Source organism: Bartonella sp. AA78NXGY (assembly GCF_042197005.1).
In the GTDB taxonomy this organism is placed as follows: domain Bacteria; phylum Pseudomonadota; class Alphaproteobacteria; order Rhizobiales; family Rhizobiaceae; genus Bartonella.
In genome coordinates, this window is sequence record NZ_JBHIRI010000004.1 from 115,546 (window position 1) to 136,462 (window position 20,917).

Annotated in this window: 21 protein-coding genes, 1 tRNA gene and 5 pseudogenes; 4 read left to right on the plus strand and 23 right to left on the minus strand. The window is 39.0% G+C overall.

Going from position 1 to position 20,917, the window contains the following annotated elements; translation table 11 throughout:
- Window positions 1–8: 8 nt before the first annotated feature.
- Both accC and ACFINL_RS03860 read left to right on the plus strand, forming a co-directional pair.
- Complete coding sequence (accC, locus tag ACFINL_RS03855) at window positions 9–1,367, plus strand: acetyl-CoA carboxylase biotin carboxylase subunit (RefSeq protein WP_375611949.1); 1,359 nt, start codon at window positions 9–11, stop codon at window positions 1,365–1,367.
- 195 nt (window positions 1,368–1,562) lie between these two features.
- Window positions 1,563–1,638, plus strand: a tRNA-Thr gene (locus ACFINL_RS03860).
- Window positions 1,639–1,738: 100 nt separating this feature from the next.
- Here ACFINL_RS03860 and ACFINL_RS03865 read toward each other — a convergent pair.
- The 23 genes and pseudogenes from ACFINL_RS03865 to ACFINL_RS03975 form a co-directional block, all read right to left on the minus strand.
- A pseudogene (locus ACFINL_RS03865) lies at window positions 1,739–2,106 on the minus strand (XRE family transcriptional regulator).
- 123 nt (window positions 2,107–2,229) lie between these two features.
- Window positions 2,230–2,957 (minus strand): annotated as a pseudogene (locus ACFINL_RS03870) (DNA adenine methylase).
- Window positions 2,958–3,030: 73 nt separating this feature from the next.
- Window positions 3,031–3,249 (minus strand): hypothetical protein, encoded by a 219-nt coding sequence (locus tag ACFINL_RS03875; protein ID WP_375630254.1) that lies wholly within the window; start codon window positions 3,247–3,249, stop codon window positions 3,031–3,033.
- A complete protein-coding gene (locus tag ACFINL_RS03880; protein WP_375646540.1) occupies window positions 3,242–3,448 on the minus strand; it encodes a hypothetical protein in 207 nt (68 codons plus the stop codon). The genes ACFINL_RS03875 and ACFINL_RS03880 overlap by 8 nt, the downstream gene beginning before the upstream one ends.
- On the minus strand, window positions 3,381–3,608 hold the full coding sequence (locus tag ACFINL_RS03885) for a hypothetical protein (RefSeq protein WP_375612620.1): 228 nt from the start codon (window positions 3,606–3,608) through the stop codon (window positions 3,381–3,383). The genes ACFINL_RS03880 and ACFINL_RS03885 overlap by 68 nt, the downstream gene beginning before the upstream one ends.
- On the minus strand, window positions 3,605–4,270 hold the full coding sequence (locus tag ACFINL_RS03890) for a lysozyme (protein ID WP_375612619.1): 666 nt from the start codon (window positions 4,268–4,270) through the stop codon (window positions 3,605–3,607). The genes ACFINL_RS03885 and ACFINL_RS03890 overlap by 4 nt, the downstream gene beginning before the upstream one ends.
- Window positions 4,271–4,283: 13 nt before the next feature.
- Window positions 4,284–5,981, minus strand: coding sequence for an alanine-zipper protein (locus ACFINL_RS03895; protein WP_375650410.1), 1,698 nt, complete (start codon window positions 5,979–5,981; stop codon window positions 4,284–4,286).
- Between the two features lie 17 nt (window positions 5,982–5,998).
- Window positions 5,999–6,250 carry a hypothetical protein gene (locus ACFINL_RS03900; protein ID WP_375610781.1) on the minus strand — a complete coding sequence of 84 codons (252 nt, stop codon included), beginning with the start codon at window positions 6,248–6,250 and terminating at the stop codon, window positions 5,999–6,001.
- 9 nt (window positions 6,251–6,259) lie between these two features.
- A pseudogene (locus ACFINL_RS03905) lies at window positions 6,260–7,036 on the minus strand (tail fiber protein); the annotation flags it as partial.
- 874 nt (window positions 7,037–7,910) lie between these two features.
- Complete coding sequence (locus tag ACFINL_RS03910; protein ID WP_074380593.1) at window positions 7,911–8,414, minus strand: DUF6622 family protein; 504 nt, start codon at window positions 8,412–8,414, stop codon at window positions 7,911–7,913.
- A gap of 1 nt (window position 8,415) precedes the next feature.
- Entirely contained in the window at window positions 8,416–8,973 is a 558-nt protein-coding gene (locus ACFINL_RS03915) for a hypothetical protein (RefSeq protein ID WP_375650414.1), read from the minus strand.
- Window positions 8,961–9,758, minus strand: a complete 798-nt coding sequence (locus tag ACFINL_RS03920; RefSeq protein WP_375650417.1) for a beta-hydroxyacyl-ACP dehydratase — start codon at window positions 9,756–9,758, stop codon at window positions 8,961–8,963. Before ACFINL_RS03920 ends, ACFINL_RS03915 begins: the two co-directional genes overlap by 13 nt.
- Window positions 9,749–10,822 (minus strand): citrate/2-methylcitrate synthase, encoded by a 1,074-nt coding sequence (locus ACFINL_RS03925; protein ID WP_375650422.1) that lies wholly within the window; start codon window positions 10,820–10,822, stop codon window positions 9,749–9,751. Before ACFINL_RS03925 ends, ACFINL_RS03920 begins: the two co-directional genes overlap by 10 nt.
- Before the next feature lie 94 nt (window positions 10,823–10,916).
- On the minus strand, window positions 10,917–11,720 hold the full coding sequence (locus ACFINL_RS03930; RefSeq protein WP_375612529.1) for a hypothetical protein: 804 nt from the start codon (window positions 11,718–11,720) through the stop codon (window positions 10,917–10,919).
- 61 nt (window positions 11,721–11,781) lie between these two features.
- The gene (locus tag ACFINL_RS03935; protein ID WP_375612530.1) at window positions 11,782–12,135 is read right to left on the minus strand and encodes a hypothetical protein; all 354 of its coding nucleotides are present in this window, start codon (window positions 12,133–12,135) and stop codon (window positions 11,782–11,784) included.
- 119 nt (window positions 12,136–12,254) lie between these two features.
- Window positions 12,255–12,734, minus strand: coding sequence for a class I SAM-dependent methyltransferase (locus tag ACFINL_RS03940; protein WP_375612531.1), 480 nt, complete (start codon window positions 12,732–12,734; stop codon window positions 12,255–12,257).
- A gap of 453 nt (window positions 12,735–13,187) precedes the next feature.
- A complete protein-coding gene (locus tag ACFINL_RS03945) occupies window positions 13,188–13,559 on the minus strand; it encodes a hypothetical protein (RefSeq protein WP_375650426.1) in 372 nt (123 codons plus the stop codon).
- Complete coding sequence (locus tag ACFINL_RS03950; protein WP_375612533.1) at window positions 13,547–14,044, minus strand: hypothetical protein; 498 nt, start codon at window positions 14,042–14,044, stop codon at window positions 13,547–13,549. The genes ACFINL_RS03945 and ACFINL_RS03950 overlap by 13 nt, the downstream gene beginning before the upstream one ends.
- Window positions 14,022–14,792: an AMP-binding protein gene (locus ACFINL_RS03955; protein ID WP_375650430.1), complete on the minus strand. Its 771-nt coding sequence runs from the start codon at window positions 14,790–14,792 to the stop codon at window positions 14,022–14,024. The genes ACFINL_RS03950 and ACFINL_RS03955 overlap by 23 nt, the downstream gene beginning before the upstream one ends.
- 174 nt (window positions 14,793–14,966) lie before the next feature.
- Window positions 14,967–15,629: pseudogene (locus ACFINL_RS03960) on the minus strand (hypothetical protein).
- A gap of 72 nt (window positions 15,630–15,701) precedes the next feature.
- Window positions 15,702–16,694: a hypothetical protein gene (locus ACFINL_RS03965; RefSeq protein ID WP_375612535.1), complete on the minus strand. Its 993-nt coding sequence runs from the start codon at window positions 16,692–16,694 to the stop codon at window positions 15,702–15,704.
- Window positions 16,695–17,265: 571 nt separating this feature from the next.
- Window positions 17,266–19,050 carry an MFS transporter gene (locus ACFINL_RS03970; protein WP_375612536.1) on the minus strand — a complete coding sequence of 595 codons (1,785 nt, stop codon included), beginning with the start codon at window positions 19,048–19,050 and terminating at the stop codon, window positions 17,266–17,268.
- Complete coding sequence (locus ACFINL_RS03975) at window positions 19,043–19,954, minus strand: radical SAM protein (RefSeq protein ID WP_375650434.1); 912 nt, start codon at window positions 19,952–19,954, stop codon at window positions 19,043–19,045. Before ACFINL_RS03975 ends, ACFINL_RS03970 begins: the two co-directional genes overlap by 8 nt.
- 224 nt (window positions 19,955–20,178) lie before the next feature.
- On the opposite strand from ACFINL_RS03975, the pseudogene ACFINL_RS03980 reads away from it, so the two are divergent.
- Together ACFINL_RS03980 and ACFINL_RS03985 are read left to right on the plus strand one after the other, a co-directional pair.
- Window positions 20,179–20,346, plus strand: a pseudogene (locus ACFINL_RS03980) (integrase); the annotation flags it as partial.
- 208 nt (window positions 20,347–20,554) lie between these two features.
- Complete coding sequence (locus tag ACFINL_RS03985) at window positions 20,555–20,755, plus strand: helix-turn-helix transcriptional regulator (RefSeq protein WP_375650438.1); 201 nt, start codon at window positions 20,555–20,557, stop codon at window positions 20,753–20,755.
- Window positions 20,756–20,917 lie beyond the last annotated feature (162 nt).

A 20,917-nucleotide genomic window follows, 5' to 3' on the forward strand; every position in this document is an offset into this window, starting at 1 on the left:
GGGCAAACATGATTCGAAAAATCCTCATTGCTAATCGAGGAGAAATTGCTCTTCGCGTTTTACGTGCATGTAAAGAACTTGGCATAAAAACCGTGGCTGTTCACTCTACCGCTGATGCAGATGCAATGCATGTTCGTCTTGCTGACGAAAGTGTTTGTATTGGCCCTCCTCCCGCTCGTGATTCTTATTTGAGTATTCAGCAAATTATTGCTGCTTGTGAAATTACAGGAGCGGATGCTGTTCATCCAGGTTATGGCTTTCTTTCTGAAAATGCAAAATTTGCAGATGTTCTAGAAGCCCATGATATTACATTCATCGGTCCAACAGCTACTCATATCCGCATCATGGGCGATAAAATCGAAGCAAAGAAAACCGCCAAAAAACTTGGTATTCCTGTAGTTCCAGGTTCAGATGGAGCAGTCACTGAAGAATCAGATGCTTTACGCACTGCTCGTGAAATTGGTTATCCAGTTATTATAAAAGCTTCTGCCGGTGGTGGCGGACGTGGTATGAAAGTCGTTCATTCTGAACAAGAATTTTCTATAGCTCTCAAAACAACGCGTTCAGAAGCGAAAGCTGCTTTTGGTGATAACGCTGTTTACATAGAAAAATATTTAGAAAAACCCCGTCATATTGAAATTCAAGTCATAGGTGATGGTGCGGGAAATGCTATTCATTTAGGAGAACGCGATTGTTCACTTCAACGACGGCATCAAAAAGTATGGGAAGAAGCTACGTCACCTGCACTTAATGAAACTGAACGGAAAAAAATTGGAAATATTGTTGCAAATGCTTGTGCCCAACTTGGATATCGTGGAGCTGGTACTATTGAATTTCTTTATGAAAATGGCGAATTTTATTTTATTGAAATGAATACACGTTTACAAGTCGAGCATCCTGTAACTGAAGCAATTACAGGTATAGATTTAGTCCACGAACAAATCCATATTGCATCAGGCTGTAAACTTTCAGTGACACAAGATGAAGTCTGTTTTTCTGGTCATGCCATTGAATGCCGTATTAATGCAGAAGATCCTATTAACTTTACGCCATCACCTGGAACCATTACACATTTTCATACACCTGGAGGTTTAGGGATTCGTGTTGATTCAGGCGCTTATTCAGGTTATCGCATTCCTCCTTACTATGATAGCATGATTGGAAAGCTGATTGTTCATGGACGTACCCGTTTAGAATGTATGATGCGTTTACGGCGTGCTTTAGATGAATTTGTCGTCGATGGGATAAAAACTACACTGCCTCTTTTTCGCGATCTTATTAATAATCAAGATGTTGCTGATGGTAATTATAATATTCACTGGCTAGAAAATTACCTTGCTCATCAATCAAAGTCTTCAGATTCGTAATTCGATAGCAAAACGGTGCATTCTTATAAAAGATTCTATAAGATATCAACATAAGGATAGTTCCAACCTTGCTGTAAAAAGTGGAAAAAGGAAATAAATTGGTTATTTTTTATATAGTTTTCTTTTAATATACATAAAATTTAATAATTTTCTGTTTTCCTTTTTGTTAGTTTATGCTAACTCCTACATGGTTACGCCCTTATAGCTCAGTTGGTAGAGCACCTGATTTGTAATCAGGGGGTCGGGAGTTCGAGTCTCTCTGGGGGCACCATGCTCTTTTTTATCCAAAATGATTTATTGATTTTCCATATATTTTTTACAGTGAGGGACGCGTAAATAAAAGTTAGGGAATAGGATTTTTTAACCTATCTCTATAGGACGCCTCTTTTTTTGCAAACTTTCTCAAGAAGGTCTTTTAATTCTGCTAAGGTTTGTTGTGAAAAATTCTCTAAATTTCTAACAAACTCACCAACAGCTTCACGCCTCAACGGATCAGAAGTCTTGATTGTAAAACTTTTGCGACAAGCATAAGCTGCTTTCCTTAAGAGAGAAGCCTTCTCTTTATCTAAACCATAAAGCTCTATGATCCTTTTCTCCAGTCCTACAGGAACAGATTTTTTGCCAATCTCGACAGAAGATAAAAATGCTACAGATATGTCTAATTTTTTAGCCATATCTAAAGGCGTTCTGAATGATCAATGCGAAGTTTGCGTAAGGTTTTACCAAATGGTGTAAGCATCAAAAAAAGTCCTATTAGAGAAGAAATATTTTCTTCTGATTCTAACAAATCTTTTTATGATTTTCTTCAATTATTGCGAATCAAGAGTTCTTTTCGGAGTGATTTTTTAGCAAAACCAGAGGTTCAAAGGGTCTCTAATTCTAAAAAGTCAAAATCCTTAAAAATCTCTCGAACCGCATCACAATCATTGAGACTCAAGACAAATTTGCCTTGAATGCCTTTGAGGACTTTTGCCATACTTACAAAATCATCTTCAACAAAATTCCCAGAGCTATAGCACTTCTTCTTTACAAGATAAGGAGGGTCTAGGTAAAATAAACTGTCGGGTGCATCAAATAGCTCGATAATCCGCTCCCACGACAAATTTAAAATCGTCGTATCAAGAAGCTTCTGTCTAACACGTTTCATCCTCGCTAAAAGCTTTTCGGGATTAAATGCTATAGGCTTTTTCTTCCAAAGCTAAAAGAGACATACTCTTTTTTCCCATACATCACACAACGTTGGAGAAATAAAAACCGTGCGGCTCTTTCAACTTTGGAGAGCTCTTCTGGGTCAATCGCAGCAAGGTCAAAAAACAACTGTCTTGAACAAACAAACCACTCCAATCGTTTGGCTAAATCATCAAAATGGTTTTGAACGCATTGAAACAGATTCGTGATCTCTCCATTCAAATCATTAATAACGGGATATTTTGCTGGTCCTTTATTTAGGAAAATAACACCAGAACCTAAAAATGGTTCAACATAGGTTTCATGGTCAATGCTATTTAAAATCGGTATAATTTTCTTACGCAAATAGTGTTTACCACCCATCCACGCAAACAGTGTTTGTGTAAAACTTTCCTCTTTCATAAGCGAAGTTCATTCCCTCAAGCTTTTGCAAGCCTAATCATTTTTTCATATTTTAAAGATAAATTTAGTGAGACTAGTTCTTTGAAAACCACTGCTTTAAATGTGCAATGACATTATCTAGCGCGTCCATGAGGCGTGCAAAATCGAGGATAAGCAAAAAAAGAAAAAATGCTATCCACTTCATCAAGCGAGACATCATTTTCACGCTTTGATAGGTGATGATCATTTCTTGAAGCATTTCTTTTTCTGATTCTGTAAGCTCTGTGTGTTTTTTGGATTTTTTTCTAACCATGTTTCCACCCACACAAGCGTTCACCTAGATTATTGTGCTTTAAGATCTCTCTTGCTAAATTGGAACTGATGGCGTTCAGATCTTGCCGGCTTAAATAAATAGGTAACCAACCAACACAAGAAGAAGCATATTTATTTGTCGCGCAACCAGTGAGAGAGAGCAGCACGCATATCAGCATCACTTTTTTGATTAACTTCACTTTCCACCTCAAGCCGTGTTGTGGCTGCTTTTAAAGCTTTTTCTGTTTGCTTTTGTTGCTCTACTTTTTTCCCAAGAGTAAAAGCTTTTGCTAAGGCAATAAAAAAAGCGGCTAAAGCCGCACCTGTTACCATCAAGTTTCTTTTCATCCATAAGATCATAGGCGGTGCTCCTGAAAGCGTTTAGCAACAAAGAAAATGCCAGTACATGCCGCTAAAACCATAATGGCGGCTAAAGCCCATTGGATTGGTCCATTGCCCGCTAAAAACCCACCAAGACCTGAGAAAGAACCAATAATCGGTGCCAATGCTTCTGCTTTGAGAAACCCTGTTGGTTGTTTCGTTTCTACTGTTTGATAATTAGAAGAAACATAAGCCCCTTTCGCCCATAGCCCTGCCTCTGCTACACGCCGGTGTACGAGACCTTGTAAACGTTTGCCTCCCGCTTTGGTCCATTTCTGCAATTCGGTTGGTACCGCTTCATAATCCCCCCGATTAAGCCTTTTAAGCAATGTAGAGTTTTGGAAAGCTGCAATACCCACATTATAACAAAAGGAAACAAGAGCGCCGAACTGCTCGTCGCTTAAATTCACACAAACTGCTTTTTCTACCGCCCTCTCATATTGCCGCAAATCTGCTAAAAGCATGTTTTCAGCTTTTTTTTCTGTAATCACCATACCCTCAACAACTGTTGGTTGACCGGCTTTTTTCGTATGACCATAACCAATCGTCCATATGCCAGAAGCATCTTGATAAGCCTGCAAGCGCAAACCTTCCCACTTTTTTAAACAGTATAAACAGTCTTTACTTATTTTCCGTGCCATTGTTCAATTCACCTTATAAATATACCTTTATGAGTACTGCTCCATCACCGCCGTCGCCGCCAATTTTGTCGCTTCCGTGTTTCCCATCAAAATATCCACCGCCGCCGCATTCTTTACCACCTCTACCACCGTTACCACCTTTGTAACTCTCACCACCCTGCCCCATGATAGAACCCTTACATTTACCGCCACCGCCGCCGCCGCCGCCAAGAAAAGAACTTCCACCAGTATCAGCTCTCTTGCCGTCTATTCCACTCCCTCCACCATTACCACCAGAAAAAATAAAGCTTTCACCACTGCTGCCCTCCCTGTTTCCTCCTCCATCGCCGCCTTTCCCTCCAAAGTTAACGAGAGTCATGGAAACGGAATATCCTCCTTCTGCTGTAACAAGCCCTTTGATCATTGTTCTACCACCATTGCACAAAATGTTACTGTCATTACCTTTACCACCACGACCAATGTAAGCTGTTTTTAATTTATCTAAATCAGAACCTTTCATTTTAACATGCACACATTGACCGCCGCCGCCATCCTTAACGCCACCACCTCCACCGCCCCAAGCCCATACTTCGATATCGGTGTCAGCAGTAATACCATCAGGCAATAGAATATCTCCGCTTTCTGTCATCAGAATTTCAACAGGTTTTCTAACCCCGCCATCATTGTTGCCGCTACTACCGCCGCTGCTATTGCTACTATTTGCTTTGATTGAAGCCATCAGTTTGGCTGGTGAGATAAGTGCATCCACTGTTTTTGTGCCATCAATCCAGTCTTGTTTGGCAAGAGGTTGAATGAGATCAACTTTTTTCTGTACACTATGTGCTGTATCTTGCGCTTTATCGGCTGCTGTTTGCGCAATATTTGCCTCAGCTTTTGCACTGTCTCCCGTTTTTTGTGCTGTCTCAGCCGTTTTTTTTGCATCTACTGCATAAGCTTTTGCATCATTTGCTGTTCTTAATGCACTATCTGCAACGTTCTTCGCTTCACTTGCAACATGAATCCCTTGTTGTGCAACATCTTCAACTTTATCAATTTTTGCAATCTGTGCACGTTCTGGAGGAGTTAAGATAAGATGCTTTTTCCCTTCCTTCATATTCTCCATATCAAATACATCTTTTTCTATTTTATCTGGATCATAAACTGATTTTGACATACCAAAAGACTTTGAGCCTACAAAATAACGAATGGTATTTTTGAGATCTACCGGAGATATGGGATAATAAACACCTTCATCTCCCCTCCGCCATTTTTCCATCGTTGGCTGCGTAGAACTCAACCATCGTAGCTTTGATCTTTCCTCTATGGTTAAGATCTTTTTGGTAGGACCCTCGTGCATATTTTCCATAGAAAATGTATTTGCCCCCACATTGTCGGGATCATATGTAGCAGCCTTCATATCGCCAATCCCTAAAGGCGATATTTTTACCCAGCCAGCGCCTGATAAAATCGCATTCTCATGCGCTTCACCACCTGCTTCAATATCACAAATTGTGACCTTATTTTTATAAGCAAGAGCTCCAATATCTCTCTTTGCAATAGCATCATCAGCCTTTTTTCCTTGAGCAGCGGTTGCAAAATATTCTACCTCATAAGCTGCTGCACTCCCCACTGAAACAGGTGCAAGAGCCTTACTATCTAAAACACCTTCTTTGACTTCTTCTTTTGTTGCTGGTTCAAGCTTAAATATATGTGTGTGATAGGGTAATGGCATCGCGTTTCATTCCTTAATCAGTTCGTTGTCTTGTTGTGTGAGAGAGAGGACTGCAATTCATCAATCAGTTTTTGCATGATCTCTATGCGTTGATCTGTCGCTTCTTTATATTCTGCCAAAGCGCTTAAAAGATCATGCTGTATGTCGCTTTTGACAAGATCAAGTACCTTATTTAAGGGTGCATGAACCATTCGATTGCTTGCATAAAAAAGGACGCGGATTTGCTCCGCGTCCGCAATATCATCAATAGCAGACGGATTATTGATCATTTGAAAAACTCACGATTTTATGGCATAAACAACCGGTACATTAACAGGGCGTGTTTCTGCCTCGCCCGTTGAAGAAATAGTTACCTTATGCGTGTGCACTCCAGCAGGTTGTGTATCTTTTGTATAATATGAATTACCAAAAGCAGGATTTCTGCCACCTATTTGACCAACTCTTGTAACCATAGAATAATCATGCTTATGCGTATGTTGACCTGCCTCTTCAATGGTACAAGCATGTGTATGAGATTTAATGCTGTCTTTTTGCACCTCTGCGAAGTCTCTATTTTGATCTAAACCGCGCCCATTATCAAAGCCGCGCAAAAACATTCCTCTAAAGTCTGGAACTTTAAAGGTTGTATCGCTGTTTTTTCCCCATTTATCCCCTATCGCCTTGAATAATTGCGGATAATCCTTGCGTTCATAAGTAGCGCCATCACATAAAAGCCAGCCGTTTGGGACTTCTTGCATAGCAAAGGTCGCAATAAAACCACAAGGAAAGGTTTCGACCTTCGGTGGTGGAATGGGGGTAGGGTTTAAAAGATACCAGCCATCAAGACCTTTTGTTGATACGCCATCATTATAGACTATTTCATAAATACCATTTGTTTGTAACTCAGCACCTGTCAATGGTACTATTCCCGTGCTGGTGGCTTTATAGAGTGGCTTTGCTCCTATATTATTCATGTTTATTGTTGTCGTACCAATATTTATACCACACGCCTTAAAGCGGATAATGATATCGTTTTTATATTTTGCTATTGGAGAAAGCGTCGTCAACGTAAAGGAGAAGTGCAATGCACCTTTACGAGTTTTTTGGACTTCATGATTTTTTATACAACATTATGCCCCCCAAGATTATGTGCCCTTAAGCAGCTACAGTCGTTGATACAATATCCTCAGCAAGCATTTGTTCATCTTGCACATATATTTTTAGTATTTTTAATAATTTTTTTTTGGAAGATTTCTTGGTACGGCACGCGATACATCAGTGCTAACGTTCTCTTAAAAAACACCCAGATAATTAATCAGCTTCAAAAAACAACCTTACCAATGAAGTACTAGCTAGAGGGTTGCATGCACAACGCAATAATGGCACACTGCTTCCCACAAGCGTGCTTCACATATTGCACGCATAGCCTGTACAGAGTCTACCGCTCCTAAATACTCAAACGTAAAAACGTAATGCTACTGGATCGTATAGTGACCGCAGCTGCACCCTTAAACACCGGTTCCTCCCCATATCATAATGCTTGACAAAAGCATCATGCCATCATAGCAACGGCTTTGCGTAGGGGTTCCACAACATAGTTCTATAAATTGTTGACGGCATTGCCAAGCTAACAGTTTTCTTGCCCACCTACGCCAATGAGACCATCACTATCCTCTTTTTGAATCGTAAAACAAAATGATTTCCCATGAGCGATAAACCATCTGCTCAAAGTCCAGCTAGCTCAAACTCATAGCATTCTAAACCTTTAGGCTCGCTCTTCCCCCAAGGGGGTATAGTCAGATATATCACTTCCCTCTCCTATTCACGCGCTGGGATAAAAAAATCTGAAACTACGAGGCAACGCTGCATTTGTATGCAGCGTTGTTGTTAGGAATAAGCTTCTATTGAGATAGTTCTAATGGGAAGTACCCACAGCTAATGGTATAGGGATTAATTTGGATTCTTTCGAAATGCTATATATAAATTTAATGTGCCGCCCCACAACACACCACCAGTAAACCCACTTAAAAGACCAAAAAGAAGGTTAAAATCAAATGCATATTTCAAATCAGGTACAACCTTGAGAAAAACAATCAATGTGAATTTGATGACAAAAGCGATAAGAATAAATGTCAGCGTCAACGGCGTACCAGGCAGAATAATGAAATCCGTTCCCTCTTTGATTTTTAAACGCGCAGTAGCACGCCAGAGCAACCAGCCAACGCCAAAGCCGATCATCAGCCCTGCCAACATTGCGATTGCTCCCCAGCGTGGGAAAGCCAGCTGGTTAATCACATCGCTTGCGCCCAAAAAAAGAAAGACTAACGGCAAGAGAAAAAGGCGGTAAACCTTCGTTTCCCTATCTTTCAATGCGATTATTCCCCTCGCAATGAGAAAAATAAGCAAAATCCAAGCCCATAAAGGGGTTCCGGTCAGAATGTTAAACAATGACATATTATGCTCCATGATGTTTGATGCGATAAAAATATTGCATGATGTTAGGAAGATATTTAGAAAAAAGAATACCAGTACAAATTAAACCCATAGTGATTAACCAAATCTGGGGGGTCCATGTAAAAAAAGCCACTAGAAGACCATTGGCAAAAAAGATGATTACCCAAATACATGTAATATATTTATTGATGAGATAAAATAGGATATGTTTGCGTTTTTCTTCAGAAACACCAGCACTGGCATAAAAAATAGTAAAGGGTTTCTTTACCAGCAAGCTAATCAATGAAACCAGAGCAAGTGACAGATAGCAAAAAACTGTGGGGTAGTTCAGTAAAAGTGTAGACCATCCAGCGAAATAATTAACAAACAGGACAATAAATGTCAGAATGTTAGTAATCATCACGGGTTCTCCCTGCCGGACAATTTTAATATTCACAGCAATAATGAACAATAAAATCACAGTTAAGATGAGAGAGCGTTCGACCAGAGTTAAAAAGTTTCCATTAATAACCCAGGAGTAAATACTCCACGGAATAAAAGAGATTATTATGTTAAACATGGCGCATCCTCCTTTTTATATTTGATAGAAAACTTACCGCAAGTGCTTCGTTTTTTAGTTTCCGTATGAATATAAAAAACGCCACCCGGTTCACACTCTGTATCCTGTTTAATGGTCAACTGATAGGTATCTCCCGGATAAACTGCTTCAATGAACTTTACTTTTTTCAGCGCAACAGATGCGATATTTTTCGTCCTACCCTGCGTGGCTAAAGCCAGAACCATCTCAATCAATAGTGAACCAGGACATATGGCGCGGGAAGGGAAATGTTCCTCAAAAAGCGGGTGATGCGCATTAAAGGAAAAAGTACAAGAATCTCCGGTTACGGAGGAAATTTTACATAAATCGCCTAGTAATGGAAGAGCGACTTTCTGAGAACACGAGCCAAGGAAGCAGACCTTACTGACCATGATGATTGCCTGCGCAATAACGGCCTTTCCATTGTCATATGTGCTAGCCTTACAGTGAATACGGTAGGCCTCATTAATGCGTTCAATATGTCCTTCAACGCATAACCGATCGCTATCAAAATGGGTGGTAGAGAAAAACTGTTCAACCATAACAGGGAGATAGCGATAAGTGAGATCCGAGTTTTTAGCCACCATGGTGGCGAATCGAACTGAAAACTGATGCAAGGCTTCGAGTAACAAGCCCTGTTTTAAATAGTTATGGGCTAACTCCCAGTGAGAAATATCGATTTGCCCGCAAGCACGCATCGGTGCGGTTAAAGTGATACTCTGACATATACCCAAGAAATTTGGCTTGGTGTGATGTTTTATAGCCATAATTTGGGGACCTTTTTATATTTTTTTCTTAAATCCTTTGATGATAAACCGAAGGAATGAGCACTAAACCGCGCTTGATAGTGCGCGAGAAGTATCGGCATACGACAAACGAAAAAAGCCAACAATCCCAGCTCAGGAGAAGCCCGATGTTTGCTCATGATGCTTGCAATTAGAAAATCGACATTGGGTTGCAGTCCTGTATTGTCTGAAATAGATCGCGCAAGCGAACTGAAGGGACGCATAGGCACCTGAAAGCGTGAAAAAAAGTAATCAACCCGGACATCCCGTTGCATAATCGGGTGACCAAACCCTGGCCAGGGTTTGTCTTTGCAATAATGCGTTACCGCCGCCTCAAGATTCCCAGCTTCAATCTCATGGAGGACACTAGAAAGTCGTATGATAGCATATTTGCAGGCTCCCATATGCGCGGGGCCAGTGGCACAAAACCCACCGATTAGTGCAGAAATGACGTCGCTCTTGGTACTGGCAATAAATCTTATCGTGGTGGTTGTAGGTGTCACAATACCAAACCCGCCCAGCAGTAGAGACATGCACCGGCAAAGCATATCAATATCCCAGTCGGAAGAAGCTTCCTTGCTAGTTAATGCTAACCAAAAAGCACGCTCAAAGGTATTGCAATTTTCGATCGCCGGAAAATCGGAAAACTGTTGGGAAGAGCGCGCCAATGCAATAATCCACGGCATCAGCAAGATAATTTTAAGACAACTACCGTCGCTTACGGGAGCCATGACCTTACCCTGAGCCGCCGAAACCTCAACTTGCGATAATAACATCATAAATCGCTGCGTTAAACTCAAAGATGGCAATGCATTGATCAGTTGATGCATCGCCTGCAGTTTGGCTGTAGGGTTCGTCTTTTGCAGTTCGGCGCTAGCATTCTGAATCAGCCGATCCATCTGTTCTTCATTAAGAAGGTTGCCGGTCAGTGCAAACCATGCGTTCTGCAAATAACGGTTTTCATCGGCAATATCAATCAAATTACATCCACGAATAAACAATACGTTATTATCTAAATCATAATTATCAATAACATCATCTGACATGATTTACTCCTGCTGCTCCGGTGACACGCTATAAAACCTGATGTTGACATTTATCGTATGCGAATTCCCTGATACAATTTCATTACACAAATTATCAAGTTGCATTACAGGACTCCCTTGCGTCATAAACTAGCAGGCATTTCCCTCTGGATGAGAAAAGCAAATCGCTATATTCGACGAGGGTGAGATTAATACGCCCGCGCTTTTTCATATAGGCTTCATAAATATCCGGCAAATGATAGATTTCCTCAGTTAGTTCGGACAAATCAAGGTTGTGAAATACTTCGCAGCAGATTTTAATATCCATAATCTCTTGTCTATCCGCGGATAAAGACAATACAATTTGAACAATCACATCGGGCAACCTTCGATTAATAATTTTGAATATTTTTTCATGGCTAATCAAATTTCCCATGAAATTAAAATCAACAGCATTGCGTTTAATACCTTCAAAATAGAGGTCACCATTTTCAACGGATAATGTGCCCATATCGCCCACGGAATATCTGATAAGTTTGCGCGAGACATCGGGATCCAGCGATGTCACTAGCAGTCCTCTCTTATCTTCATATTCAAAGAAGAAATCATCGCTGAAGAGTAGGTACCGATTAAGCCGCCCTTCGGCGGACATACCAATGAAACCGCACTCCGACAAACCATATAAACCAATTATCCGCAGATCGGCGCCCAGCATCTTGCGCAGATAGTTTTCATGCACGCTCAGCATCGATTCACCAGTAAAGACCACTTTTTTAATTGCCAGTGGAACCCCAAGGCTGAGCATAGCTTCAACGAACTGAACGATGGTGCTGGGCACACCAAACAGTACCGAGAGTCGTATTTCAGCCAGAAACTCGAAATGACTCTTCAGCAGCAGAGCAATATCGCCAACCGGCACAACATGTGCACGGCAATTTTTTAAAATTTCACACGCCAAGTAGTGTAAAGATGAAAACAGATTAATCGTAAACAGGTTGCCAACAACATCCCCTAGGGAAAAAACCTGCCGCGCCGCGCAGGTTACGAATTAAATTGCGCTCTGATGAGCTGATCCCTTCCTTACAGAATTTTAAACGAACGTTGGCCATTTTCATCGCCCCAGTGATGCCACTTGTAGCACTAATCAGCATCGGTAAGTGTTCACCCGCAGAGTCCACTTGAGTCAAAGAACCACTATCACCAGTGATCGAATAAACGCGTGTACTTATCCTAACCAAATCGGGGAAAGCAATGTAATCGAGTGCATGGCAGCCAGTTATTGCCGTTATACGTGGTTGCATTTTTGCATACATTTCAGCACAGAAATAATCCATGATAACTCAGACCTTTTTAATGAAAATTGCACAACCCAGAGCTGCTAGACCTTCTCCACGTGTCACTGTCCAGCTCATCTCACTAAGATCGCAGCCGTATAAAAGATCGGTGATACCGGCTAATGTAAATTTTTCTTCTGTGGACATAGCTGCCACACCGCATTCACGACGTGATTGGTTAAAAATACCAGTGCTGTTTCTTCTGAATCAGCCAAGGGGTCGTGGATGATAATACGACCGCCGCGATCTAAAACACAGCACAACTCCTGTAATCCTTTTTTAGGTTCAGCCCAGTGATGAATTACGGAACGGACATAAATCATTGAAAAGGAGTTATCGGGAAACGGTAAATTGCTGACACTGGCTTCAATGATGTTGAATGCATGCTGGTATTTTAACTCGGTACATTTTTTAACACAAAATTGAACCATACGGGGATCGATATCAACCCCGTAAAAGAAATAGTCTGTGAGTTTTTGGGAGCGGTAAAGCTTGAAAAGCATGTGGCCAGTTCCCATGCCAATATCGAGAATTTTTTCTTCGCAGAAGTAACACCAGATGCTTCTTCCAGAATTCTTTCCATCAAATACGCATTCCACGGTGATGTACCTTCAATAGCATACCTTTCATAGTGCTCAGGGGTGATATTCACCAGTAAATCATTCATCACATATTCCTCTAAATGAAGCTAGTTATGGCATTGCCGTAAACTCGTTAAAAACTAACTGGGTATAGAAACGGTTACGTCCTCATATAAGAGGTCATCTAAAATAATTGATTGCAAACATGCATCCAGCAAAACAACGGTTATCACAGATTGACAAAGATAATAGCAGTTACAAATAAACGTCATCCCTTTAAACACAAATGTATTCCCAACGTACCGAAAAACACATCGCGTCCTGTCATGTTCAACTAAAAAGTAATCATTTATATCAAAAGTACACGCCGAGATGGCGCATAATGCCTTATACAAGCTCTCCATGCAGCTAAATATTGTGGTGCATAGTCGATTATCCAGCACCTGCCCTGCTGGAAAGTCCGCGCATTTTTCACAGTAATCTAGCATAAATGGCCTCGGTAGTTTTTTTCTCAATAAATTCGATATCAACCCCGACAGACTGAATCCGCGGATCATTATTAAGCAACATAATACTTTTACTCCGTCCATGGCTCACAGAACTGTGTGACATCTTTACATCTGGCAAAATCCGTTTAAATATATCGATAAAAAGTACCTTCGCCATTTCACGATGCAATATCATTCTCGATGTACGTCTCGTCGATACAGGCAAATAACGATGAAGCCTATCAATAGCTAAAAAATAGGTATAAAAAGAATGGCTCACAATGCACAGATAATTGTTTGCACGGCGATTAACATACACTCTGCTCATACCATGAGCTTTATCTACATGGTACATTTTATTTTCCCTGTATTTGTCGTGGCAATTTTTCTGATATTTACTTTAAATGCATACTGATACCATTTATCAGTCAATAGTTTAGTAACGACTTTAACCTGCTCACTATTTGCCGACATATCAAGGTTGAGATAAAGATCGCCGTTCTGTGCTTTTGAAAAGTAATGCCTTAAACATCCGGCATACTTAATAATGTCATTTGAGATCAGTTGAACTGGGATAAACTTACCATTGTGTTTAAATTCATTAACGGCTCTGGCTATCCAGTAATAGCATTCGGATTCATCTTTAACAAACAGGTCGCCGGAATCAAACCATTCATCACGCGGCTTTAATTGCAAGGAACTATCAACATAACCATCACACGCGAAAGGCGTTTTATAAAACATACGGCGCACTGAATCAGAAGCATCCGCCCGATCAATGGGGCGCAAATCAATTTTTATATCACTCACCAGAACCTTACCCGGTGCCACAACGCCCATATTTACTGGTTCTTTCAATATCGCGTAGCGAGCAGATCTTATTATGAAACAAGCGCGGTCCGGATTCGGTCTGACCGAAGTTATTCCATAACGTCGTGCATGATGAGAGGATGCCCGATGCTTGTACGGTAAGCAAACGATCGGATGCATTCAAGATATTTTGCACATGGATTCGGCTTTTGGTAAAAATGTCGCTTACTTCCAGCATCCAGTCACCGATTAAAGGCAAGTTGGTAATGCTATAGTGCGAAACGAGTTCAACAATATTACTTATTTGAAATTTTTCAAATACCAGTTTGCTATCCGATAAGAAGGCACATAGCATAGTAGAGAGACCATACATATACTGCACCGGGAAATAACACAATGAGCAATCTTCATTACTTAGTCCAAGAGATTGGCTCACCGCGATGGCATTCTCAATCAGAATATTTTCATGATATTGAATCAACTTCGGCTTACTGGTTGTTCCGGAGGTACAAAAATAGAAATGCGCGCACGGATATGCTGTAAAATCAGCCAGATTTTCGTTCACAGTTGAAAAACAGTGATCAAACGCGATATTAATCCGGTGACTGATGATACTAATATTCCTAACTTCATGGCTCATTACAACAGCCGCAATGCAATTGGCATCAACCAGCATATCAACAATGTCTAAATCATGAATACTGACGATCCAAGCTTTCAATTTTAGCATAGACGCAACAAAATAGCTGATTAGACCTTCGAAATTATTTCTAATCACAAAAACAAACAGCTTATTTTGCTCCTCTTGCGGGTGATCACGAAAATATCTAATACGGTATCTGCACACCCTTTTGTCATCATGCTGACATCCTCTGCCGAATAATGACTGTGATGATAAATCACTTGCCAGTTTCTTTCTAATAAGGAATATATTGTTAGCATGAGGTGTCCCTTACAGATATTGTGGATTCCCTAAAACCAAGCTGCTTGCGCTACCACCCATACCAAATGAGTTTTTCAATGCATATTTAAGCGGTCGGTACTGATGCTCCCTCACAAGCGCAATGCTAGCAGGCAATTGAGGATCGATTTCATCACAATTCAAAATTTTAGGCAAAACATTGTTCCGAAAAGAAACCAGTACACACAAAATTTCCATCGCACAGGCAGCAGCAATCAGATGCCCGTGCCAAGATTTTGTTGCCACAATCGCTGGGTTGTACGCGCCAAAAACCGTTCTGATTGCGCTGGCTTAGTGCTGATCATTTTGTACTGTCGATGTCCCATGTGTATTCACAAAATCAATAGCGGTACGGTCAATACCCGCATGTTCGATGGCTCGTTCCATCGACAGTTGCATTTCGAGATCATCTTTATGCGGCGCTACAATATGCTGTGCGCAAAGTGCACCGCCGTAACCCAATAAATAGGCCAACGGCTCACGCTGCCGCGCCAGTACGTTAGATAATTTTTCAATAACGAACAGACCTGCGCCCTCCGCTAAAACAAATCCGCTGCGATGCCGGTCAAAAGGCCGCGAACGCCGTGGTCCACTGTAGTTTTGATCAGTCGATATCACTCCCATTTCTTCTAATCGCGCAAGATCATGAGACAAGCACCATATCGTTCTTCCATCGGTATGTCCTATATCTATTCACGAAACATAGCTGCTTCAGAGTGGGAAATACTATATATTTGTAGCAATTTCTTTTAATTGATTCATATCAAAATACAAATCCGATACCTTTTGGCAAAATTTATCAAGATAAATAAACAATTCATCAGAGAGAGATATCTTTTTTTCTCGAATTCTCATTAAATCCTCAGTTTTATTATTTAACGGATGCGCTTCAAAATTACTTGCACGATTTCCTGCTAATTTGGTAGGCATATAATGATTTATGATGTTACAAAAACTACAATCTAAAGGGCCTGAAACATTACTTCCAACCATACCAACGTAGTTATTTTTATTCTCAAAACACTTATATAATTCTTTAATATTACTTGCAAATGGCTTATAGACAAAATCATTATAGCCATATTCGTGAATTTTTTCATAACCACATTTCACGAATGTCTCATCAGCGATATTTAAGAAACCCAAATCTGGAATTTTTGAAGGAAATTTCACAGGCTGTTCTATTCCAAACAAATTATTCTTATCTATCCTATCAATAAAATAATTCCACTGCTCAAAATTAATACTTGCATTGAAATCAATAATAAATTTTACATTTTTGTTTTCATTAACAATTGCAATTGTATCATCCAAATACTGATTCGATGATTTCAATTTTATCAAATCGTAATTACGTATCTCATCATCAATAATTGCACCTATTCCTATCGTTTTAATAGATTTCTTTAATCCAGAATTAATAATTTTAGCCATTTCAACTTTTTTAAAAAAATCTTCCAACCCAAAGAAATAGCTTAAAGAATTTGCAAAGTGTTTACTTTTATTTATTGATCGTTCATTTACAGATTTTATAAAATCGTCCGGCATTTCTCCGTGACTAGGTGACAATGGCAACTCCATAGCAAAGGGCGAAATAACTTTATCCTGAGCAGTAAATAAAATTATCAGTTCTGTTTTTTCAACTAACACACCAGAAGAACTGTGAAAAGAATCCGATAGTTTATATTTATTGGTGTAAACTCTGATGCGTATATCCATATTTTATCTCACAGCCAGAAAAAAAATCCCGTATCATATTTAACTGAAATCTATTCTCATACTTTTTTCTATTTTCAAAATTAACTAAAATGAACTCGGGAGTAGCGATACGTATTAGAGCTAACACTTCTGCCAAATCGAATCTCTCCGATAAAGTAATCGTCACACTATATGGTACGCTATCTTTTTTCATACATTCTATGTTACGCACCCACGTTTGTTTATATTTTTTACTGTCTAGATTTCTTATCTCTGAAATAACATCTGTGCCTATTTGTATCCCTAAAAAGAACGGATTACTCTTTAATAGCTTCAAATATGGTTGAATATAGATGTGCCCCCTGTTGCAATCCGAAAATATTTTTTGCAAATGAGACACATACAAGTATATTTATGAAGTAAATCATAATCGAGCTCAAAAGGCTCTCCACCAGAAAGAATAATAAAATCAGATTTTATGTCATTTATTGTATATAAAGATTCAGGCAACACGTCATCTCTCACCATATATTCCATCGAATACGGACAATGATTGCAGCCCGCACTGCAATTTTCATTACAAATTACAATATTATCGCCCATGAAATTTCTTATTCAAGTTCATATAATCCAATACTAATTGTTTCATGAAAATATTTTGGTATAGAGAAAGATCAGAAATTTTTTTAGCCACAAACGCTTTTATCATTGGTAAAGCTTCATCCTTTGATATAGACAGCAAATGAGAAATATAGTCTATCCGTTCTTCTAAATTGAGAGATAATCTTGGACTGGTGAAAAATGTTAAGATATCCAATTCCGGACTGGCTTCTTGACATAAATCCCAATCCACTACCATAAAAGAACTATCAGAAGTAACAATGATATTATCAGGATGTAAATCTCCATGTGATAAGATTATATTCTTGCTTAATCGATCTTGAAAGATCTTATTGATTTGATCAATAATCGCCTTTTGATGTAGCAAATCCATTTGGCTCAATACAGTACCCCGGATAAACTCCCATTCGACTATTTCATCGCAAAGTGTTATCAAATTTGGTGCAGGATAGAGACTTTGTCGAAAAGAGCCATCCTTGATGTTTTCATTAATGCACGATGCTTCCGGATAAATTTGCCCATAGCAAAACTCTTGATGCTTGCGTTTCAAGAAATGTTGTTTTGACGATTGTGCATTTTCAGGCTGTAACCAAATGATTTCTTGTTTTCTGACAAAAATAATTAAAGCAGACACCCCAAAAATCACAGCCATAATCACTGCCAACCACAAATTAGCTTGCCAGAATGTTGAAAAAACATGACCGTATAAAAAACTGAATGCAAAGGATACAACAGCTGTAATAATGGCTGTAAATGATAAAACAGTCGCGATAGCTTTGGGATCAATCAGTGAATTTATAAGAAGAGACGACAGATAAGATCGATAAGCAGATTTAAAAACACATAGCAGTAAAAATCCTAATATAAGAGCCGCAATAATTTGAAATGACATGAGAAAAAAAGCAATGGTTACCATACAACCAATCATTAAGACGGGAAAAATAGGATTTTGAAACTTTGAAAAATACTTCTGAAACAATATATTGGAACTTGCTGAAAAAAAATTCCCAATGATAAAAATAATCGAAACCAAAATAGCAGGTTGAAATGGCAAAAAATCAGAAAATGCGATAGAAACAGTTCGATTATTAACCAAAATAGCAAAAGCTGAAACTGCACTTAAAAAAACAAGAGTGAAGCGATAAGGGTTTTTGACTTCTTTACGGCTGGCGCACATAACTGTGAAAATACTCGGATGAGCGTTGATATGAAAACTATCTAATCCCTTCGTCAGTTTTGAAAACATAAAAATAGCAAAAATTAATGAAAGGATTTGAAAAATTACAGGCAATGCAGGATGCACATAATAAAGTATTCCCCCTAAAAAAATAAGTACCGTTGTCACACTATAGGTAACAGCAGCCACTTCGGACTTAACGGAAAACAGTGTGCGATGCTTTGGTACTACAGAAAAGAGTAAACTATCTTCCGCACCTGAGAAACAAGCGGCCGCTAATGTGATACACAACAAATAAGTGGCGTAAGCAAAATATGCATAATTCATAAAAAGAGCTAAAAAACCGCAAAGAAAGAAAAACAGCCCAGTATAAATAACGCGCTTACTTCCATAAACATCTGATAATAAACCCAAGGGGACTTCTAAGATCAAAGGAAGCAATAAAAAATAACTACCGATTAAAACAATATCCGCTTGCGACAAATGCAATTTTTCCGACAAAAAAAGTGGTAAAACAGCAACCACTAGAGCAGTAGACTTGCTAACGCTATAAATCTTAAATTGCTTAACCTTATCCACAAAATACCTTCCCACGACATCCGCTACATGCGCCAGATTCTTTCAAAGATTTTAAAACGCTTTGAGCAGACCAATCTATTGCCTCATAATTTTGTAGATTCCCAAAAGCTTCTGAATAAAAGCAATTTTTTAAATCTCCATTATAGTCCAATACCAAGGATGAAAATGGAAATAAACACATTAACGGCGACGAAACGTACGCAGAATTTTCGCCTAAGTAATAATTAATACAATTTACAAAATTTTGTGACGTCCATGAGATTTTCCTTTCTTGGAACTTTTTATCTATATAAATCTGGAGGGGGGATTCTTTCCTTGATAATTCATCTCTCAAATGAAAAAGTGAGGCGTTTGGCGGAAGAATTTTGTTGCTTAAAGCCTTAGATCGATCCTTTGTATTATTGTTTCTAGAAAAACAAAATGACGACGTATCGAGCGGGTTGAATCCGATATAATCGACATCTTTGCTTATACAAAAATCGATAAAATTAATAATATTTTCTAGAATCTCTTTAGTAACTGTCGCTCTTATTCCTATACTTTGCAGAGGTTGAAGATTCTTAACTGTTTCAATGTTTTCCCACACGCGATCAAATTTATTCGCCCCCCGTATATCATAATATCCTTGGACACTAGTCGAATCCATAGAAATAACAATTTCTTTTATGTCATACTGTGAAATCCATAAATTTTTATGCAATAAGATGCCATTGGTATTTAATTCAACAGGCAGACCTAGTTCATTCAACGTTAATAAAATATCTTTAAGCCTCGGATGCATTAAAGGTTCTCCCCCAGAAAGCATCACTGAGGCAGCTCCTTTTTCTTTCAACATTCTAAATAAGGGTATTAAACTTTCTGGAGTATGCCAATTTTTTTCCTTAATCTTCCAGCAATCGCACATGATACAAGGGGCTATTGCAGTTCTGGATAATATGTATAATAGGTGTTACAGGTACCCATAATTTTTTAAGATCAAAAATCGAATCTGACGCACTAATCAAGTTTTCCTTCTTTAAAAGAAAGCCATTCTTTTCTAGTTCTCTTAACAAGATTGAAAAATCTGATGCTAAAATCTCTGTCTCTACATTAAGCTTTGCCGAAACAGTTTCAATTTTCTGATTCTGTAAAAATTGGCTAGCAGAAACAACCGATGCCCCCTATGAGGTCGCTGAAACTATTCTAAGTCATACAGTAGGAGGACAAGTAGAGCGCTCCTATCGTCGCACTGACTATCTAGAAAAGCGCCGTGTCTATATGGATAAATGGGCGGCTTATGTCACCGGTCAAACCTAAAATATGGGGTGAATAACCCCATGATCTGTGGATAACTTTCTCTCTCTTCTCTCTCATTCGCTCTCAATTAGACTCATAAATTATCACATGAGAATTTATATGATAAAATATTGTTTTCTATAAATAAAATACCTTCAAAAATGAACCAAAATGTGGTTAATAAATGATTATGATTTGTTACCATTTTTTATTATGAAAGGATTTTAGAATGACAGAAAATGATATTCTTTTAACAAACCGTGAAAGTGCAAAATTGCTTCATATGAGTGTTTCAACATTCCGCCGTCATGTAACTAATGGCTCTCTCCCAAAACCTTTAAAATTTGGTTTTTTATCGCGTTGGTTACAATCGGATCTTTTGAATGTAATCGAACAAGCAAAACAGCAACGTTATAACGACGCGGCATAAAAAGAAAACCTTGTCACATAAGGATGGACAAGGCTTTCTCTGCTGAAGCAAGACTTAAGGTTTGCATTCAAGTTGTTCTGAATGTTTTTTACAATAAGGGCTATTTAAGCGTCTCTCAACACTTCGCTGAGGCATGACAGCACCAGGACGACATATGGGAAG

Excerpts from the sequence above, each read along its gene's own strand:
- accC (WP_375611949.1), top strand. The coding sequence starts at position 9 with ATGATTCGAAAAATCCTCATTGCTAATCGAGGAGAAATTGCTCTTCGC.
- ACFINL_RS03875 (WP_375630254.1), bottom strand. The coding sequence starts at position 3,249 with ATGGTTAGAAAAAAATCCAAAAAACACACAGAGCTTACAGAATCAGAA.
- ACFINL_RS03885 (WP_375612620.1), bottom strand. The coding sequence starts at position 3,608 with ATGATCTTATGGATGAAAAGAAACTTGATGGTAACAGGTGCGGCTTTA.
- ACFINL_RS03890 (WP_375612619.1), bottom strand. The coding sequence starts at position 4,270 with ATGGCACGGAAAATAAGTAAAGACTGTTTATACTGTTTAAAAAAGTGG.
- ACFINL_RS03895 (WP_375650410.1), bottom strand. The coding sequence starts at position 5,981 with ATGCCATTACCCTATCACACACATATATTTAAGCTTGAACCAGCAACA.
- ACFINL_RS03900 (WP_375610781.1), bottom strand. The coding sequence starts at position 6,250 with ATGATCAATAATCCGTCTGCTATTGATGATATTGCGGACGCGGAGCAA.
- ACFINL_RS03910 (WP_074380593.1), bottom strand. The coding sequence starts at position 8,414 with ATGTCATTGTTTAACATTCTGACCGGAACCCCTTTATGGGCTTGGATT.
- ACFINL_RS03915 (WP_375650414.1), bottom strand. The coding sequence starts at position 8,973 with ATGTTTAACATAATAATCTCTTTTATTCCGTGGAGTATTTACTCCTGG.
- ACFINL_RS03920 (WP_375650417.1), bottom strand. The coding sequence starts at position 9,758 with ATGGCTATAAAACATCACACCAAGCCAAATTTCTTGGGTATATGTCAG.
- ACFINL_RS03925 (WP_375650422.1), bottom strand. The coding sequence starts at position 10,822 with ATGTCAGATGATGTTATTGATAATTATGATTTAGATAATAACGTATTG.
- ACFINL_RS03935 (WP_375612530.1), bottom strand. The coding sequence starts at position 12,135 with ATGGATTATTTCTGTGCTGAAATGTATGCAAAAATGCAACCACGTATA.
- ACFINL_RS03945 (WP_375650426.1), bottom strand. The coding sequence starts at position 13,559 with ATGTACCATGTAGATAAAGCTCATGGTATGAGCAGAGTGTATGTTAAT.
- ACFINL_RS03950 (WP_375612533.1), bottom strand. The coding sequence starts at position 14,044 with ATGGGCGTTGTGGCACCGGGTAAGGTTCTGGTGAGTGATATAAAAATT.
- ACFINL_RS03965 (WP_375612535.1), bottom strand. The coding sequence starts at position 16,694 with ATGGATATACGCATCAGAGTTTACACCAATAAATATAAACTATCGGAT.
- ACFINL_RS03975 (WP_375650434.1), bottom strand. The coding sequence starts at position 19,954 with ATGTGCGATTGCTGGAAGATTAAGGAAAAAAATTGGCATACTCCAGAA.
- ACFINL_RS03985 (WP_375650438.1), top strand. The coding sequence starts at position 20,555 with ATGACAGAAAATGATATTCTTTTAACAAACCGTGAAAGTGCAAAATTG.